This is a genomic window from Erwinia psychrophila (assembly GCF_039023475.1).
In the GTDB taxonomy this organism is placed as follows: domain Bacteria; phylum Pseudomonadota; class Gammaproteobacteria; order Enterobacterales; family Enterobacteriaceae; genus Erwinia.
The window spans coordinates 221,052-236,512 of the sequence record NZ_JBCHVB010000005.1; the positions used below are offsets into that span (position 1 = coordinate 221,052).

A 15,461-nucleotide genomic window follows, 5' to 3' on the forward strand; every position below is an offset into this window, starting at 1 on the left:
TCCTTGCGCGGAAACCGCACATCAAAAGCTTCAAACCAGTTTGATTGATAGCGTTGTCACTACCCATCAGAAGCGGGTGTGAATACTAACCAAACCTGCCCTGCTGTGCAAGAGCAATTTATCACGCCCCGACTGATTGCAGAAAAAATCAGCAAAAGCGTAAAAAGCGCCGTATTTCTGAGCGAATCAGGCTGATTTTATAGCAAAAAAAAGCTGTCAGTCACGTAGCGCCCAGGCATGATTCAGCCGTTTTTTTTCGACGAAGACCAGGCCAGAAAGGAGGCAGCCCGGTCCTTTGATGGCACCGGACTTAAGCCTCTGCAACAAAGGCGAACGGATGCTGATTAGACGGCCTTAACCGCATCAGCAATACGGTGTGCCAGCGCGGTGACCTGCGCCTCGTCCTCGCCTTCCACCATCACCCGGATTAGCGGTTCAGTACCTGATTTACGCAGCAGCACGCGTCCACGCCCATTAAGCGCTTTCTCCACTTCAGCCGTTACCGCTTTCACAGTTTCGTCTTCCAGCGGATCTGTCGTACCGCTGAAGCGCACGTTCACCAGGATTTGCGGCAGCAGCTTCATCCCACTGCAAAGGTCATGCAGGGTCATATGGTTGCGTACCATCGCGGTAAGCACTTGCAAACCGGCCACGATGCCGTCGCCGGTGGTCGTCTTGTCGAGCAAGATCACGTGACCGGAGTTCTCGGCTCCCAGCCGCCAGCCCTTCTCCTGCAATTTTTCCAGCACGTAGCGGTCGCCCACTTTCGCCCGGGCAAAGGGGATGCCCAGCTGTTTGAGCGCCAGCTCAAGGCCCATATTGCTCATCAGCGTGCCCACAACGCCGCCGCGCAGCTGGCCCTGACGTAATCCCTCACGGGCGATGATGTAAAGTATCTGGTCGCCATCCACTTTATGACCCAGATGATCCACCATCATGATGCGGTCGCCGTCGCCGTCATAGGCCAGGCCAACGTCCGCTTTTTCAGCCAGGACGCGTTCCTGAAGCTGACGAACGTCGGTAGCGCCGCACTCTTTGTTAATGTTCATGCCATCAGGCTGGATACCAATCGTAATTACCGTTGCGCCCAGCTCACGCAGCACATTAGGAGCAATGTGGTAGGTGGCGCCGTTAGCACAGTCCACCACAACCTTTAGCCCATTCAGGCTCAGTTCGCTAGGGAAGGTTCCCTTACAGAATTCGATATAGCGACCGGCAGCATCAACGATACGGCTGGCGCGGCCCAGTGCAGCAGATTCCACGCAGGTAATCGGCTTCTCCAGCTCCGCTTCAATCGCTTCTTCCACCTCATCAGGCAGCTTGGTGCCTTCAATGGAGAAAAATTTGATGCCGTTGTCATCAAAGGGATTATGGGAGGCGGAGATCACGATCCCCGCTTCAGCACGGAATGTTCTGGTCAGGTAGGCGATGGCCGGCGTTGGCATAGGACCGGTAAAGGCCGCAGAAAGGCCAGCCGCCGCCAGCCCCGCTTCCAGGGCTGACTCCAGCATATAGCCAGAGATTCGCGTGTCCTTGCCAATGATAATTTTTTTAGAGCCGTTCCTTGCCAGAACTTTTCCGGCTGCCCAGCCGAGCTTCAGCACGAAATCGGGCGTGATAGGCGACTCACCCACTTTTCCGCGGATGCCATCGGTACCAAAATACTTACGATTGCTCATAGCCTTACTTTTCCTTCGCTGACAGTGTTGCTTCGACGACGCGCATCGCCTCGACGGTTTCTTTAACATCATGAACGCGCAGGATATGCGCGCCCTGCATTGCCGCTATCACCGCACAGGCCAGGCTGCCGGTGAGGCGCTGCGAGGGCCCGACGTTCAGGAGTTGCCCGATCATACTCTTTCGCGACATGCCAACCAGCAGCGGTAATCCGAAGTGATGAAAATCGGCCAGATGCGCCAGTAGCTGATAATTGTGTGAGAGATTCTTACCGAAACCGAATCCCGGGTCGAGCAGCAGTTGCGCTTTTTTGATCCCCGCCCGTTCACAGCGCGCAATCTGTTCGATGAAGTAGTCATTCACTTCCTGCAGAAGATTACTGTACTTCGGCGCCTGCTGCATGGTCTGGGGGGCGCCCTGCATATGCATAAGACAAACGGGTAAGCCCGTCTCTGCTGCGGCTTCCAGCGCGCCAGGTTCGCTCAGGGAGCGAATATCATTGATGATATGCGCTCCGGCACGAGCCGACTCGCGGATCACCTCAGGCTTGGAAGTATCGACTGACACCCAAACCTCAAATCGCTGAGCGATGGCCTCAATAACCGGGATAACGCGTTCCAGCTCCTGCTCAGCACTGACTTCAGCCGCACCGGGTCGGGTTGATTCCCCGCCGATATCAATGATGGTGGCACCGGCATTGATCATCTCGTTGGCGTGCGTCAGCGCCTGGACCAGCTCATTGTGCTTTCCGCCATCTGAAAAGGAATCAGGCGTCACGTTCAGAATGCCCATGACATGGGGATGTGACAGATCCAGAACGGAATCGCGGGCGTACAGCTTCATGATTAGGTTTCTCCAGGCAAAAAAGGCGGGTTGAACTGGCCGGTAGTTTAACGAATGCGGGGATATAAAAAACCCCGGTCAGCGCCGGGGTTTCAGTTTTGTGTCTGACAGAAAGGAGACTTATTTGTCGCCCAGCTGTTCGGACATGGTATTGCCTGGGTTTGGCGTACGCGGTTCATCGACCGGACGCGGCGCCTTTGGCGTACCGTTGTTATCTGAATTATTGGTGCTGCCCGGATCCGTCCAACCTGCTGGCGGCCGCACTTCGCGGCGAGCCATCAGGTCATCGATCTGAGGCGCATCAATGGTTTCATACTTCATCAGCGCGTCTTTCATCGCGTGAAGGATGTCCATATTTTCATTCAGGATACGACGTGCACGCTGGTAGTTGCCTTCCACCAGAGATTTGACTTCCTGGTCAATAATGCGCGCGGTTTCATCAGACATGTGCTTCGCTTTCGCCACCGAGCGGCCGAGGAAAACTTCACCATCTTCTTCAGCATAGAGCAGCGGGCCAAGTTTCTCTGAGAAGCCCCACTGCGTCACCATGTTGCGCGCAATCGAGGTAGCTACCTTGATATCGTTAGACGCGCCGGTAGAAACACGCTCAGGTCCATAGATAATCTCTTCCGCCAGACGACCGCCGTACAGCGTTGAAATCTGACTTTCCAGCTTCTGACGGCTGGCGCTGATCGCATCGCCTTCCGGCAGGAAGAAAGTCACGCCCAGGGCACGGCCACGAGGAATAATCGTCACCTTGTGTACCGGATCGTGTTCAGGAACCAGGCGGCCAATGATGGCATGACCCGCTTCATGATAAGCCGTTGATTCTTTTTGCGACTCCGTCATCACCATGGAGCGACGTTCCGCACCCATCATGATTTTGTCTTTCGCTTTTTCAAACTCAACCATTGAAACGACGCGTTTATTACCGCGAGCGGCAAAGAGCGCAGCTTCATTGACCAGGTTAGCCAGATCCGCACCGGAGAAGCCCGGGGTACCACGAGCAATCACAGAAGCGTCGATATCGGTAGCCAGCGGCACGCGACGCATATGCACTTTCAGAATCTGCTCGCGACCGCGCACGTCCGGCAGTCCAACCACAACCTGACGGTCGAAGCGGCCTGGACGCAGCAGCGCCGGATCCAGTACGTCTGGACGGTTGGTTGCGGCAATGACGATGATGCCTTCATTCCCTTCAAAGCCGTCCATCTCAACCAGCATCTGGTTCAGCGTCTGCTCGCGTTCATCGTGACCGCCGCCTAAGCCTGCGCCACGCTGGCGACCTACCGCATCGATCTCATCGATAAAGATGATGCATGGTGCCGCTTTTTTCGCCTGTTCAAACATATCGCGGACGCGGGAAGCACCCACACCGACAAACATTTCAACAAAGTCAGAACCGGAGATGGTAAAGAAAGGCACTTTCGCTTCACCCGCGATAGCCTTTGCCAGCAGCGTTTTACCAGTACCCGGTGGGCCCACCATCAGCACGCCTTTCGGAATTTTACCGCCCAGTTTCTGGAAGCGGCTCGGCTCGCGCAGGTATTCAACCAGCTCGCTCACTTCCTCTTTCGCTTCGTCGCAACCGGCTACATCGCCAAAGGTGGTTTTGATCTGATCTTCTGTCAGCATACGGGCTTTGCTTTTGCCGAAGGACATCGCCCCCTTGCCGCCGCCGCCCTGCATCTGACGCATAAAGAAGATCCAGACACCGATAAGTAACAGCATTGGGAACCATGAAATGAAGATCGAGGCCAGCAGGCTCGGCTCTTCCGGCGGTTCACCAACTACTTTTACATTTTTAGTCAACAGGTTATCGAGCAACTTGGGATCGTTGACGGGGATGTAGGTCGTGTATTTATTACTGTCTTTTTTGGTAACGTTGATTTCACGCCCGTTAATCCGCGCCTCGCGGACCTGATCCTGATTTACTTCAGACAGGAAGGTAGAGTAATCAACCCTACGGCCATTCGACTCGCTGGGCCCAAAGCTCTGGAATACAGACATCAGCACAACTGCGATGACTAACCAGAGAATCAGGTTTTTCGCCATGTCACTCAAGGGATTAACCTCTTCTTACAACGGTGTTAACAGACAGCGTAGGGTACTATATAACCATCCTGGTTGGAATCGCTGCGATGCTGACGGCGTCTCTCTGACTCACTTACCTGCGTAAGCCTGTCGGAGGTCGCATCTGCCGCTCTGCTGCGAAGCCACCTGTAATGGCTATAGTTTGCGCCCAGTCGCTACAATGTACACTTCACGCGAACGAGAGCGCGAAGCGTCCGGCTTACGAATTTTTACTTTCGTAAACAGGGAGCGAATTTCCCGGAGGTAATCTTCAAAGCCATCTCCCTGAAACACTTTCACTAAAAAACTGCCGCCGGGTGCCAATACATCTCGACACATTTCCAGCGCAAGCTCAACTAAATACATCGATCGGGGGATATCAACGGCTGGCGTGCCGGTCATGTTGGGGGCCATATCGGACATCACAACCTGAACTTTTTTATCGCCAACGCGCTCCAGCAGGGCCTTCAATACCAGTTCATCACGAAAGTCACCCTGAAGGAAATCGACACCAACGATAGGATCCATTGGCAGGATATCACAGGCGATAACCCGCCCTTTAGACCCGATCTGCGTGACCACATATTGCGACCAGCCGCCAGGGGCTGCTCCCAAATCGACCACGGTCATGCCGGGTTTAAACAGCTTGTCACCCTGCTGTATTTCATCAAGTTTAAACCAGGCGCGCGAACGCAGCCCTTTTTTCTGTGCCTGAAGCACATATTTATCGCTAAAGTGTTCCTGCAGCCAGCGGCTGGAACTGGCCGAACGCTTTTTACCAGTCATACAATTTCCAACTATGATTCAACGTATGCGATAAATAAACCGCACAAATCAGCATGCCGATTTGGTGATACACCAGAGATGGCGGTAGAATGACCCGTTTTCAATCCCAATGTAAGTAAAAAATACGATGAATCTGAGTACCAAACAAAAACAGCACCTGAAAGGACTGGCCCATCCGCTGAAGCCTGTCGTCATGCTCGGCAACAATGGTCTGACCGAAGGGGTGCTGGCCGAGATCGAACAGGCACTGGAGCACCACGAGCTCATCAAGGTAAAAATCGCCACGGAAGACCGTGAGACCAAAAACCTTGTTGTTGAAGCCATCGTGCGTGAAACCCGTGCGGTTAACGTGCAGGTTATCGGCAAGACGCTGGTGCTGTACCGTCCAACGAAAGAACGCAAGATCGCCATTCCACGCTGAGGTCGGGAGAGATTCCTGAACCTGGGCGGAGAGAAAGGTGCCACGCTCCTGATGTTGATAAAAGGCCGCATAGCGGCCTTTTTCCTTTCTTTACATTACGTCGACCCAGGTCAGCGTAGCAGAAATCAAAGATATTCTATTTTCAGGATTTCATATTCCACGTCGCCGCCCGGCGTTTTGATGACGGTGATGTCATCAACTTCTTTACCAATCAGGCCACGCGCCATCGGCGAGTTCACAGAAATCAGATTTTGCTTAAAGTCCGCCTCATCATCACCCACGATGCGATAAGTTGACTCTTCGTCGCTGTCCAGGTTCAGCACGGTGACGGTAGAACCGAAGATCACCCGACCATTCGCGTTCATTTTTGTGACATCGATCACCTGAGCGTTCGACAGCTTTGCTTCAATTTCCTGGATACGGCCTTCACAAAAGCCCTGCTCTTCACGTGCAGCATGATATTCAGCGTTTTCTTTCAGATCGCCATGCTCACGCGCGTCAGCAATTGAGGCAATAATTCTGGGGCGTTTAACGGTTTTCAGCTCTTCGAGCTCTTCGCGCAGCTTTTCTGCGCCCCTTAACGTCATCGGAATCTGATTCATCTCAATACCTCGTAAAATCGGTCCTGTGCAAAATTTCGTCATCCTGACAGGTTAATGCAGAAAAAGCGTTCTGCGGCGCCTACCACTGAATTACAAACGAAAGAACCCTGGCCCGGAGGAATGCTCAGGACCCGGCAGGTTTTGCATTTTGATACGTATTTTACCCCAGAGTTCCTTATGGGTCATCGTTTACTTTCCACCGTAATGCACCGTAGTATGGCTGCATCACCTGTCAGTAAACGCGAGATTATGCGATTTTCAAGAATTGTTGCGGGCTTAACCTGCGCATTTATGCTGAATGCCCAGGCTGCTCCGGTAGAAAACTACGTTAAATATTTACCCGAAGGCGCAAACCTGGCGCTGGTCGTTCAAAAAATAGGCGCAAGTACTCCTTCCATTGACTATAACAGTCAGCAGATGGCGCTGCCAGCCAGTACGATAAAGGTGATTACTGCTCTGGCCGCACTGTTACAGCTCGGCCCCGACTACCGTTTTCATACCCAGCTGGAAAGTAAAGGCAGCCTGAACGGCGATACGCTGAATGGGGATCTTGTGGCGCGTTTTGGCGGCGATCCCACGCTAACAAGGCAGGATTTGCGAAATATGGTCACGACGCTCAGAAAGCAGGGCGTGCAGCATATTAAAGGTAATCTGGTTATTGATACCTCCGTTTTTGCCAGCCACGATCAGGCGCCCGGCTGGCCGTGGAACGATATGACCCAGTGCTTCAGCGCCCCGCCAGCGGCAGCCATCGTTGACCGGAACTGCTTCTCCGTTTCCCTCTACAGCGCGCCAGAGGCGGGCGATAACGCTTTTATCCGCGTGGCGTCCTTTTATCCGGTCAATATGTTCAGCCAGGTCCGTACGCTGGCAAAAGGTTCTCCTGACGCGCAGTATTGCGAACTGGATGTCGTTCCCGGCGAGCTTAATCGCTTTACCCTGACCGGCTGTATGACGCAGCGCGCGGAGCCCCTACCGCTGGCGTTTGCTATTCAGGATGGTGCCAGCTATGCCGGTGCGTTACTGAAAGCAGAGCTCCAGACGGCGGGCATCGACTATTCCGGTCATCTGGTACGCCAGCGGTTGGTGACGCCGCCCGCTAACGTGCTCGCCAGCACGCAGTCAGCGCCCCTGCATCACCTGCTGAAGCTCATGCTGAAAAAATCAGACAATATGATTGCCGATACGGTCTTTCGCACTATTGGTCATGAACGCTTTGGCGTGCCGGGGACCTGGCGTGCGGGTTCAGATGCCGTACGGCAGATACTTCGTCAGAAAGCGGATATCGATCTTGGTAACAGCATTCAGGTCGACGGATCCGGCCTGTCGCGCCACGATCTGATCTCCCCGGCGACGATGATGAAAGTTTTACAGTATATTGCGCAAAACGATCGGGAGCTGAACTTCATCTCGCTACTGCCGCTGGCTGGCTATGACGGCACCTTACGCTACCGTGGCGGGCTGCATGAAGCGGGTGTGGATGGCAAGGTTTCCGCCAAAACGGGCTCTTTGCAGGGCGTCTATAATCTTGCGGGCTTTATGACCACTGCCAGCGGAGAGCGCGTGGCGTTTGTGCAGTTCCTTTCCGGCTATGCCGTACCGCCGAAGGAATATCGCCAGCGTCGTATTCCGCTGGTTCGTTTTGAGAGCCGGCTTTACAAGGATGTCTATCAGAACAACTGACGGCCATGAAATCGCGTCCTGATAGTCAAAGAATGTTTTACCACGGCCCGCTGTGATTGTTCGCAAACCGGGACAGTTACCAGCCCGGTTTGCGAACATCAGAAGCTATCGCGCCAGGGGCACTTAACCTCATGGCTCAGCTCCTGTTCCGATCAGAGGGTAAGCATTTCTGCTGAATGACAGACAATAAAAAGGGACACAATTTGTGTCCCCCTTCTGAGCGTTAGCGCTGGTAGATAAATTCGACGCCTTCGTCGTCCTCATCGTCCCACTCTTCATCCCACTCTTCGTCATCTTCAACCGCCGCGTCAGCTTCTTCAAGCTGCTGACGATGGTAGTCGTCCCACATGAATTCGACTTTTTCCGGCTCTTTAGCAGCCAGTTCCGCTTCTTTCGGATTCGCGTTGATAAAGGACATCACGTCCCAGCACAGCTCTTTCACGCCAACGCGATTAGCGGCAGAGATCAGGTAATACTTCTCCGTCCAGCCCAGTGCGTCTGCAATGGTTTTGGCACGAGCTTCCGCCTCTTCCTGGTCCAGCAGGTCAACTTTGTTGAATACCAGCCAGCGTGGTTTACTGAACAGCTTCTCGCTGTATTTTTCCAGCTCACCCAGAATGATGCGGGCATTTTCGACCGGATCGGTTTCATCGATAGGCGCAAGATCGATAGTGTGCAGCAGCACGCGGCAGCGTTCCAGGTGCTTAAGGAAGCGAATGCCCAGGCCTGCGCCATCAGAAGCCCCTTCAATCAGGCCCGGAATGTCGGCCACCACGAAGCTCTGTTCGCTATCCATACGCACCACGCCCAGGCTCGGCACCAGGGTGGTAAACGGATATTCAGCCACTTTCGGTTTAGCGGCAGAAACGGCGCGGATAAAGGTCGATTTACCGGCGTTAGGCAGCCCCAGCATACCCACGTCAGCCAGCAGCATCAGCTCCAGTTGCAAATCGCGCTTTTCGCCCGGCGTGCCCATGGTTTTCTGGCGCGGAGAGCGGTTTACGGAAGATTTGAAGCGGGTATTCCCCAGCCCGTGCCAGCCGCCTTTAGCGACCATATGCACCTGACCGTGGTGCGTCATATCACCCAGCGTCTCGCCGGTGCCCTGGTCGATAATACGCGTACCGACCGGCACTTTAATAATAATGTCTTTGCCGCGCTTGCCGGTACAGTCACGGCTCTGACCGTTCTGCCCACGTTCCGCACGGAAAGATTTTTCAAAACGGTAGTCGATCAGCGTATTCAGGTTCTCATCAGCCTGCATATAGACGTCACCGCCGTCACCGCCGTCACCGCCGTCCGGGCCGCCCCTGGGGATATATTTCTCACGACGGAAGCTGACGCAGCCATTGCCGCCATCGCCCGCAGCAACGAGGATCGTCGCTTCATCAACAAACTTCATGTTACTTCTCCGTAAATCATTCTCCCGGCACAAAAAGAGTGCAAAGCCGGGGGTGATCCGTCGTGGCCAACAGCGATGTCGGGTGACGGAAACAGGGTATCTGGAGCCGCAAATCCTGTCTTCGCGTCATTACCAGAAAAGGGATCCGCCATAAGACATCGTGCAGCTGAATATAAAGTGTACAGCAAAAAAGCGTATTGCTGTAAATCCACAGGCGCCAGCGGCGGGATTGCGGACTGAAAAGCAGAATGTAAAAAGCCCCGCCATCATAGCGGGGCTTTTCTATTCGCTGCTGAAAGCGGTATCAGGTACCGCTTTCAGGCTCGAAAACCTTACTCAGCAACGATGCTGATGTACTTACGGTTGTTCGGGCCTTTAACTTCGAACAGGACCTTGCCGGTTGCGGTTGCAAACAGGGTATGGTCACGGCCGCAGCCTACGTTGGTGCCCGCGTGGAATTTGGTGCCACGCTGACGAACGATGATGCTACCTGCCAGAACAGATTCGCCGCCGAAACGCTTAACGCCCAGACGTTTTGCATTGGAATCGCGACCATTTCGAGTGGAGCCGCCAGCCTTTTTGTGTGCCATGTGTCAGATCTCCTCTTAGGCGCTGATGCCAGTGATCTTCACGTCAGTAAACCACTGACGGTGACCCTGCTGCTTACGATAGTGCTTACGACGACGGAACTTAACGATCTTGATTTTATCGCCACGACCGTGAGCAATGATTTCTGCTTTGATCACGCCACCTGAAACTAACGGCGCGCCGATAGTTACGTCTTCGCCATTAGCGATCATCAGAACCTGGTCGAATTCAATTGTTTCGCCGGTTGCGATGTCCAGCTTTTCCAGGCGAACGGTCTGACCTTCGCTTACTCGGTGTTGTTTACCACCACTTTGGAAAACCGCGTACATATAAAACTCCGCTCTCGCGCTTGCCGTCATGGTTTCAGGCTGCGCTATAAATATTCACAATAGGGCGCGAATTCTACGCAAATTCAGCGGTAATGACAAGTGTCTGTTGCGGGGTATTGCAGAAAAAAAACGCTAAGCGAATGCAAACGTTTCAAGGCCGTCATTTTCAAGTACAATCTGTTATACATTACATGCCGCAGGCACCGGTAAAGACGCTTATCCTAGCAGCATACTGAGCAATAGCTGAACAGACTGATGAACTTAGAACAGATAAACGAACTCACCGCGCAGGACATGGCGGACGTCAATGCAACCATACTCGAGCAGCTGAATTCTGAGGTTTCCCTCATCAATCAGCTGGGTTACTACATCATCAGCGGCGGTGGGAAACGCATTCGCCCGATGATTGCTATCCTTGCGGCGCGGGCGGTGAACTATACGGGCAAGCAGCACGTTACCGTGGCCGCCCTGATTGAATTCATCCATACGGCCACGCTGCTGCACGATGACGTCGTGGACGAATCAGATATGCGCCGCGGTAAAGCCACCGCTAACGCGGCTTTCGGCAATGCGGCCAGCGTGCTGGTTGGTGATTTCATCTACACTCGCGCCTTCCAGATGATGACCAGCATCGGATCGCTTCGCGTGCTGGGCCTGATGTCCGAAGCCGTCAACGTGATTGCCGAAGGCGAAGTGCTGCAATTGATGAACTGTAACGATCCTGATATCACTGAAGAGAGCTATATGCGGGTGATTTACAGTAAAACAGCGCGTCTGTTTGAAGCTGCCGCACAGTCTTCCGCTATCCTGGCTTCCGCCACCCCGGAACAGGAAAAGGGGCTTCAGGATTATGGACGCTACATCGGCACGGCGTTTCAGCTAATTGACGATCTGCTGGACTACAGCGCTGACGGCAAAACGCTGGGCAAAAATGTCGGCGACGATCTCAGTGAAGGCAAGCCAACCCTGCCACTCCTTCACGCTATGCGTAACGGCAGCCCGGAACAAAGCGCAATGATCCGGAGCGCAATCGAAGAGGGTAATGGACGCCATCTGCTGGAACCCGTCCTGGAAACCATGCGTCTCTGCGGCTCGCTTGAGTGGACCCGTCAGGTCGCGGAACAGGAAGCGGATAAGGCAATTGCCGCTCTGCAAGTGCTGCCAGAATCACCGTGGCGTAGCGCGCTTGAAGCATTAGCGCATATGTCAGTACAGCGCGAATTTTAATAATTGCAGGCGCGGGTCAGTCACCCGCGCTCTGTGATTTCTGTCATGAGTCACGTCCCTCCCCTGCCCCTCCCCTCCTCTGCAATGTAATAACCCTTTTTTGTTACGTTTTTTTGCGTAACAGCACGCAAAAATAACGCATTTTATGGAAACTATTGGAAATAATAAGCGAATTTTTGTTATAAACAATTTTGCATCCATGGACTGTTTTCAAAAGGTTTTATGAACGCCTCTGTGCAACAGGATGGCGCCTGGTTGATAAAATAAGGTTAAAGTTTCCTGAAATCATGTGTACAAGGAGGATAACGCATGCAGCGGGTAAAAAAAGACTGGCATAATGCGGATATTATTGCGGCGCTTCGTAAGCAGGGCACCTCGCTCGCGGAGGTTTCACGTACGGCGGGACTCAGCTCGTCAACCCTCGCCAACGCGCTGTTTCGCCCGTGGCCGAAAGGAGAATGGCTAATCGCTGATGCGCTCAGGATCCATCCGGCCGAGATCTGGCCCAGCCGTTATTACGATCCCGTAAGTCATACACTTATCGATCGTAAGCGGCTGATTCGGGAAAATAAAAAGGGGCAATAGCGCGTGCTATTACCCCCGTTACTCCGCGAAGAGTAGGCTTACTCTTCGCCGCTCACGCGCTCAATATTGGCCCCTAACGCTTTAAGCTTATCTTCGATATGCTCGTAGCCACGATCGATATGATAAATACGATCGACCGTGGTTGTTCCTTCGGCAATGCAGCCAGCCAGCACCAGGCTGGCTGAAGCACGGAGGTCGGTAGCCATGACCTGCGCACCGGACAGTTTTTCCACGCCGTGACAGATCAGCGTGTTGCTTTCAATTTCTGCATGCGCACCCATGCGGATCAGCTCAGGTACGTGCATGAACCGGTTTTCGAAGATGGTTTCGGTAATCACGCCGGTCCCTTCCGCCACCAGATTTAACAGGCTGAACTGCGCCTGCATATCGGTCGGGAAGCCGGGATGCGGCGCCGTGCGGAAATTCACGGCTTTTGGCCGCTTACCGTGCATATCAAGGCTGATCCAGTCTTCACCCTGCTCAATATCTGCCCCGGCTTCGCGCAGTTTTGCCAGCACGGCATCCAGCGTATCCGGCTGCGTGTTACGGCAGAGGACTTTGCCGCCCGAGATAGCCGCAGCGATGAGGAAAGTCCCGGTTTCAATACGATCGGGAAGCACACGGTAGACGCCGCCGCCCAGACGTTCCACGCCTTCGATCGTAATGCGATCGCTGCCGGCACCGCTGATCTTCGCGCCCAGCGTGTTAAGGAAGTTTGCAGTATCAACAATTTCAGGCTCACGTGCGGCATTTTCGATCACGGTGGTGCCGGTCGCCAGGGTCGCAGCACTCATGATGGTGACCGTAGCGCCAACGCTAACCTTATCCATCACGATATGCGCGCCCTTCAGGCGACCATCCACGGAAGCTTTGACGTAACCCTCTTCCAGCCGGATTTCTGCACCAAGCTGCTCCAGGCCGGTAATATGCAAATCAACAGGGCGGGCGCCGATCGCACAGCCGCCCGGCAGTGAGACCTGACCCTGACCAAAGCGCGCCACCAGCGGTCCCAGCGCCCAGATCGAAGCCCGCATGGTTTTTACCAGTTCATAAGGCGCGCAGTAAATGTTCACCTCGCTGGCGTCCAGATGTACTGAACCGTTACGCTCAGTGTTTACTCCCAGCTGGCCCAACAACTTCATGGTGGTATCAATGTCCTTCAGCTTCGGGACATTCTGAATCTCTACGGGCTCTTCCGCCAGCAGAGCAGCGAACAGGATCGGCAGCGCCGCATTTTTGGCGCCAGAGATTGTCACTTCCCCGCTTAAACGGGTGGGACCCTGCACACGAAATTTATCCATTGCACCAGTTCTCATTAATCATAAAAGTGTTGCCGGCCTCATCACGGCCCTGCGCGATGAAATCAGCGAGTCAGCTTAATAACCGTTCAGCTTACGGTCGCGCGCCCATTCTTCAGGGGTATAAGTTTTGATTGATACCGCGTGAATACGATTGTCGGCAATAAATTCCATCAGCGGCGCATAAACGGTCTGCTGCTTTTTAACGCGGCTCAGCTCGCCAAACAGCTCGCCAACCGCAATAACCTGGAAGTGGCTACCGTCGCCGGTCACAATAACTTCCTGAAGAGGTAACGCGCTCATCAGCACGGATTGAATTTCACTATTTTCCATGAGGCTTCCGGATCCAGTTGATCGTTAACAGGCACACATCTTAGTGGAAAGTGCCGCTATCTTAAACAAGCAAAAAGCCCCCGACGTGGCGGAGGCTTTTGATGTACCGGTTCTGACCTTCTTTTCAGATGTCGGAGAGAATAATCTGTTGCAGGTTATAGAGCGCGATCAGGGAACTAAGTTTATCGGTTATCCCACTGAACCTCAGCGTTTTTCCCTGTTGCTGCGCGATCTGTCGCAGATGTACCAGCAGCGCCAGGCCCGCAGAATCCACCCGGCTCAGAGCGGACACATCGATTGTATCGATCTGTTTCATCACATCGAAACGCTTCTCCCAGAGCGTCAGCAACGTTTCGCGCTCCAGGACGCCCGCAAGCTGAAGCCGCCCTGCTTCACTCTGCCAGCTTAATTGCTCGCTCATTACTGCTGCTTATCCAGCGTAATAGGCTGGTTCGCATAGGATTTCAGCAGGGTCGTCAGTCCCTCAACGCCCTTCTGACGCAGCGTATCGCTCCATTCATTCTGTTTGGTCGTAATCATGCTGATGCCTTCTGCAATCATGTCATACGCCTGCCATTCACCAGTGCGGCTGTTTTTACGCCACTGGAAATCCAGACGAACCGGCGGACGGCCGTTAGGGTCAACAATCGTCACGCGGATGGCGATAATATTCGCATCTGCGTAAGGCTGTTCCGGTGCAATCTGGTAAGTCTGCCCGTTGTAGAGCGCCAGCGCCTGACCGTAGGCCTGCGCCAGGTAATCGCCGAAGGCTTTGAAATAAGCTTCACGCTGAGCGGGGGTCGCGTCTTTGTAATAACGTCCCAGCACTAACGCACCAGCATATTTAATCTGCACATAGGGCAGCAGCTCTTCACGGACGATCTGACGCAGATAGTTTGGATCTTGCTGAATTTTCGGCTGTTCATTTTTAAGACGCGAAAAGGTTTTTTCCGCCGCCTCGTTCATAAGCTGATAAGGATTCGTTTTATCGACCGCTGCATTAGCAACAACCGGTGCAATAATCAGCATTGCCGCCATCAGGAAACGTTTAAACATTACTTGTCCTCTTATGGAGTAGTCATTGTAGCCGGCGTGGATTGCCCGTTAGCTGCCGGTTCCGCTGGCGAAGCGCTCTTGTTATCGTTGTCGCTCTTATATAAGAACTGACCAATCAGATCCTCAAGTACCATCGCCGATTTAGTGTCCTGTAATGTACTGCCATCCTTGAGCATAGCCGTCCCCATTTCAGGATCGTCGAATCCCACATTCAGCGCCAGATATTGCTCACCCAGCAGGCCGGAGGTCCTGACCGCCAGTGAACTGGTGTCAGGGAGTTTGGTATATCTGTCCTCAATATCCATGGTGACGAGGGGTAAATAGTTTTTTTCATTGAGGGTAATATCTGAAACCCGACCAATCACCACGCCCCCAATTTTGACCGGCGATCCGGTTTTCAGTCCGCCAATATTATCGAAAGTGGCATAGAGCTTCCAGGTAGGCGCATTGCCTAACGATTTTAAATCCGCCACGCGCAGGCAGAGGAACAGGGCGGCACACAGCGCCAGCAGTAAAAACGCCCCAACCCAAATTTCGCTTTTTTTCGTTTGCATTGCA

17 protein-coding genes are annotated in these 15,461 nt (G+C 53.6%); 4 read left to right on the forward strand and 13 right to left on the reverse strand.

Annotation, left to right across the window (positions count from 1 at the left end; genetic code table 11):
- Positions 1-344: 344 nt before the first annotated feature.
- From glmM to rlmE, 4 genes are all read right to left on the reverse strand, one after another.
- Positions 345-1,679 carry a phosphoglucosamine mutase gene (gene glmM, locus AAH446_RS14105; protein ID WP_342907318.1) on the reverse strand — a complete coding sequence of 445 codons (1,335 nt, stop codon included), beginning with the start codon at positions 1,677-1,679 and terminating at the stop codon, positions 345-347.
- A 4-nt stretch (positions 1,680-1,683) separates the two neighbouring features.
- Complete coding sequence (folP, locus tag AAH446_RS14110; RefSeq protein WP_342907319.1) at positions 1,684-2,520, reverse strand: dihydropteroate synthase; 837 nt, start codon at positions 2,518-2,520, stop codon at positions 1,684-1,686.
- 120 nt (positions 2,521-2,640) lie between these two features.
- The gene (gene ftsH, locus AAH446_RS14115; protein WP_342907320.1) at positions 2,641-4,575 is read right to left on the reverse strand and encodes an ATP-dependent zinc metalloprotease FtsH; all 1,935 of its coding nucleotides are present in this window, start codon (positions 4,573-4,575) and stop codon (positions 2,641-2,643) included.
- A gap of 174 nt (positions 4,576-4,749) precedes the next feature.
- A complete protein-coding gene (gene rlmE, locus AAH446_RS14120; RefSeq protein WP_342907321.1) occupies positions 4,750-5,379 on the reverse strand; it encodes a 23S rRNA (uridine(2552)-2'-O)-methyltransferase RlmE in 630 nt (209 codons plus the stop codon).
- Positions 5,380-5,506: 127 nt separating this feature from the next.
- Here rlmE and yhbY point away from each other — a divergent pair, with 127 nt between their 5' ends.
- Positions 5,507-5,800, forward strand: coding sequence for a ribosome assembly RNA-binding protein YhbY (yhbY, locus tag AAH446_RS14125; protein WP_342907322.1), 294 nt, complete (start codon positions 5,507-5,509; stop codon positions 5,798-5,800).
- Between the two features lie 125 nt (positions 5,801-5,925).
- Here yhbY and greA read toward each other — a convergent pair whose 3' ends face one another.
- Positions 5,926-6,402, reverse strand: coding sequence for a transcription elongation factor GreA (greA, locus tag AAH446_RS14130; protein ID WP_342907323.1), 477 nt, complete (start codon positions 6,400-6,402; stop codon positions 5,926-5,928).
- Positions 6,403-6,651: 249 nt separating this feature from the next.
- Between greA and dacB the strand changes: the two genes are divergently transcribed.
- Positions 6,652-8,085 carry a serine-type D-Ala-D-Ala carboxypeptidase gene (dacB, locus tag AAH446_RS14135; RefSeq protein WP_342907324.1) on the forward strand — a complete coding sequence of 478 codons (1,434 nt, stop codon included), beginning with the start codon at positions 6,652-6,654 and terminating at the stop codon, positions 8,083-8,085.
- A gap of 223 nt (positions 8,086-8,308) precedes the next feature.
- On the opposite strand, the gene cgtA is transcribed toward dacB, so the two are convergent.
- From cgtA to rplU, 3 genes are all read right to left on the reverse strand, one after another.
- The gene (gene cgtA / locus AAH446_RS14140) at positions 8,309-9,487 is read right to left on the reverse strand and encodes an Obg family GTPase CgtA (RefSeq protein ID WP_342907325.1); all 1,179 of its coding nucleotides are present in this window, start codon (positions 9,485-9,487) and stop codon (positions 8,309-8,311) included.
- A 332-nt stretch (positions 9,488-9,819) separates the two neighbouring features.
- Positions 9,820-10,077: a 50S ribosomal protein L27 gene (gene rpmA / locus AAH446_RS14145; RefSeq protein ID WP_004155107.1), complete on the reverse strand. Its 258-nt coding sequence runs from the start codon at positions 10,075-10,077 to the stop codon at positions 9,820-9,822.
- 15 nt (positions 10,078-10,092) lie between these two features.
- Complete coding sequence (rplU, locus tag AAH446_RS14150) at positions 10,093-10,404, reverse strand: 50S ribosomal protein L21 (protein WP_024966679.1); 312 nt, start codon at positions 10,402-10,404, stop codon at positions 10,093-10,095.
- Positions 10,405-10,659: 255 nt separating this feature from the next.
- Here rplU and ispB point away from each other — a divergent pair, with 255 nt between their 5' ends.
- Positions 10,660-11,631 (forward strand): octaprenyl diphosphate synthase, encoded by a 972-nt coding sequence (gene ispB, locus AAH446_RS14155; protein WP_342907326.1) that lies wholly within the window; start codon positions 10,660-10,662, stop codon positions 11,629-11,631.
- A gap of 309 nt (positions 11,632-11,940) precedes the next feature.
- Positions 11,941-12,216: a helix-turn-helix domain-containing protein gene (locus tag AAH446_RS14160; RefSeq protein ID WP_342907327.1), complete on the forward strand. Its 276-nt coding sequence runs from the start codon at positions 11,941-11,943 to the stop codon at positions 12,214-12,216.
- A gap of 38 nt (positions 12,217-12,254) precedes the next feature.
- On the opposite strand, the gene murA is transcribed toward AAH446_RS14160, so the two are convergent.
- The 5 genes from murA to mlaD all read right to left on the reverse strand — a co-directional run bounded on the left by murA (position 12,255) and on the right by mlaD (position 15,457).
- Positions 12,255-13,517 (reverse strand): UDP-N-acetylglucosamine 1-carboxyvinyltransferase, encoded by a 1,263-nt coding sequence (gene murA, locus AAH446_RS14165; protein WP_342907328.1) that lies wholly within the window; start codon positions 13,515-13,517, stop codon positions 12,255-12,257.
- 75 nt (positions 13,518-13,592) lie between these two features.
- Positions 13,593-13,847 (reverse strand): BolA family iron metabolism protein IbaG, encoded by a 255-nt coding sequence (gene ibaG, locus AAH446_RS14170; RefSeq protein WP_342907329.1) that lies wholly within the window; start codon positions 13,845-13,847, stop codon positions 13,593-13,595.
- A 124-nt stretch (positions 13,848-13,971) separates the two neighbouring features.
- Positions 13,972-14,268 carry a lipid asymmetry maintenance protein MlaB gene (mlaB, locus tag AAH446_RS14175; RefSeq protein ID WP_342907330.1) on the reverse strand — a complete coding sequence of 99 codons (297 nt, stop codon included), beginning with the start codon at positions 14,266-14,268 and terminating at the stop codon, positions 13,972-13,974.
- On the reverse strand, positions 14,268-14,903 hold the full coding sequence (mlaC, locus tag AAH446_RS14180) for a phospholipid-binding protein MlaC (RefSeq protein ID WP_342907331.1): 636 nt from the start codon (positions 14,901-14,903) through the stop codon (positions 14,268-14,270). The genes mlaB and mlaC overlap by 1 nt, the downstream gene beginning before the upstream one ends.
- An 11-nt stretch (positions 14,904-14,914) precedes the next feature.
- A complete protein-coding gene (gene mlaD, locus AAH446_RS14185; protein ID WP_342907332.1) occupies positions 14,915-15,457 on the reverse strand; it encodes an outer membrane lipid asymmetry maintenance protein MlaD in 543 nt (180 codons plus the stop codon).
- Between the last annotated feature and the right edge of the window lie 4 nt (positions 15,458-15,461).

Bases quoted from the DNA above. Each gene is read 5' to 3' on its own strand.
- ispB (WP_342907326.1), top strand. From the start codon at position 10,660: ATGAACTTAGAACAGATAAACGAACTCACCGCGCAGGACATGGCGGAC.
- glmM (WP_342907318.1), bottom strand. From the start codon at position 1,679: ATGAGCAATCGTAAGTATTTTGGTACCGATGGCATCCGCGGAAAAGTG.
- AAH446_RS14160 (WP_342907327.1), top strand. From the start codon at position 11,941: ATGCAGCGGGTAAAAAAAGACTGGCATAATGCGGATATTATTGCGGCG.
- greA (WP_342907323.1), bottom strand. From the start codon at position 6,402: ATGAATCAGATTCCGATGACGTTAAGGGGCGCAGAAAAGCTGCGCGAA.
- mlaC (WP_342907331.1), bottom strand. From the start codon at position 14,903: ATGTTTAAACGTTTCCTGATGGCGGCAATGCTGATTATTGCACCGGTT.
- dacB (WP_342907324.1), top strand. From the start codon at position 6,652: ATGCGATTTTCAAGAATTGTTGCGGGCTTAACCTGCGCATTTATGCTG.
- murA (WP_342907328.1), bottom strand. From the start codon at position 13,517: ATGGATAAATTTCGTGTGCAGGGTCCCACCCGTTTAAGCGGGGAAGTG.
- cgtA (WP_342907325.1), bottom strand. From the start codon at position 9,487: ATGAAGTTTGTTGATGAAGCGACGATCCTCGTTGCTGCGGGCGATGGC.
- yhbY (WP_342907322.1), top strand. From the start codon at position 5,507: ATGAATCTGAGTACCAAACAAAAACAGCACCTGAAAGGACTGGCCCAT.
- ftsH (WP_342907320.1), bottom strand. From the start codon at position 4,575: ATGGCGAAAAACCTGATTCTCTGGTTAGTCATCGCAGTTGTGCTGATG.
- mlaB (WP_342907330.1), bottom strand. From the start codon at position 14,268: ATGAGCGAGCAATTAAGCTGGCAGAGTGAAGCAGGGCGGCTTCAGCTT.
- folP (WP_342907319.1), bottom strand. From the start codon at position 2,520: ATGAAGCTGTACGCCCGCGATTCCGTTCTGGATCTGTCACATCCCCAT.
- rpmA (WP_004155107.1), bottom strand. From the start codon at position 10,077: ATGGCACACAAAAAGGCTGGCGGCTCCACTCGAAATGGTCGCGATTCC.
- mlaD (WP_342907332.1), bottom strand. From the start codon at position 15,457: ATGCAAACGAAAAAAAGCGAAATTTGGGTTGGGGCGTTTTTACTGCTG.
- ibaG (WP_342907329.1), bottom strand. From the start codon at position 13,847: ATGGAAAATAGTGAAATTCAATCCGTGCTGATGAGCGCGTTACCTCTT.
- rlmE (WP_342907321.1), bottom strand. From the start codon at position 5,379: ATGACTGGTAAAAAGCGTTCGGCCAGTTCCAGCCGCTGGCTGCAGGAA.
- rplU (WP_024966679.1), bottom strand. From the start codon at position 10,404: ATGTACGCGGTTTTCCAAAGTGGTGGTAAACAACACCGAGTAAGCGAA.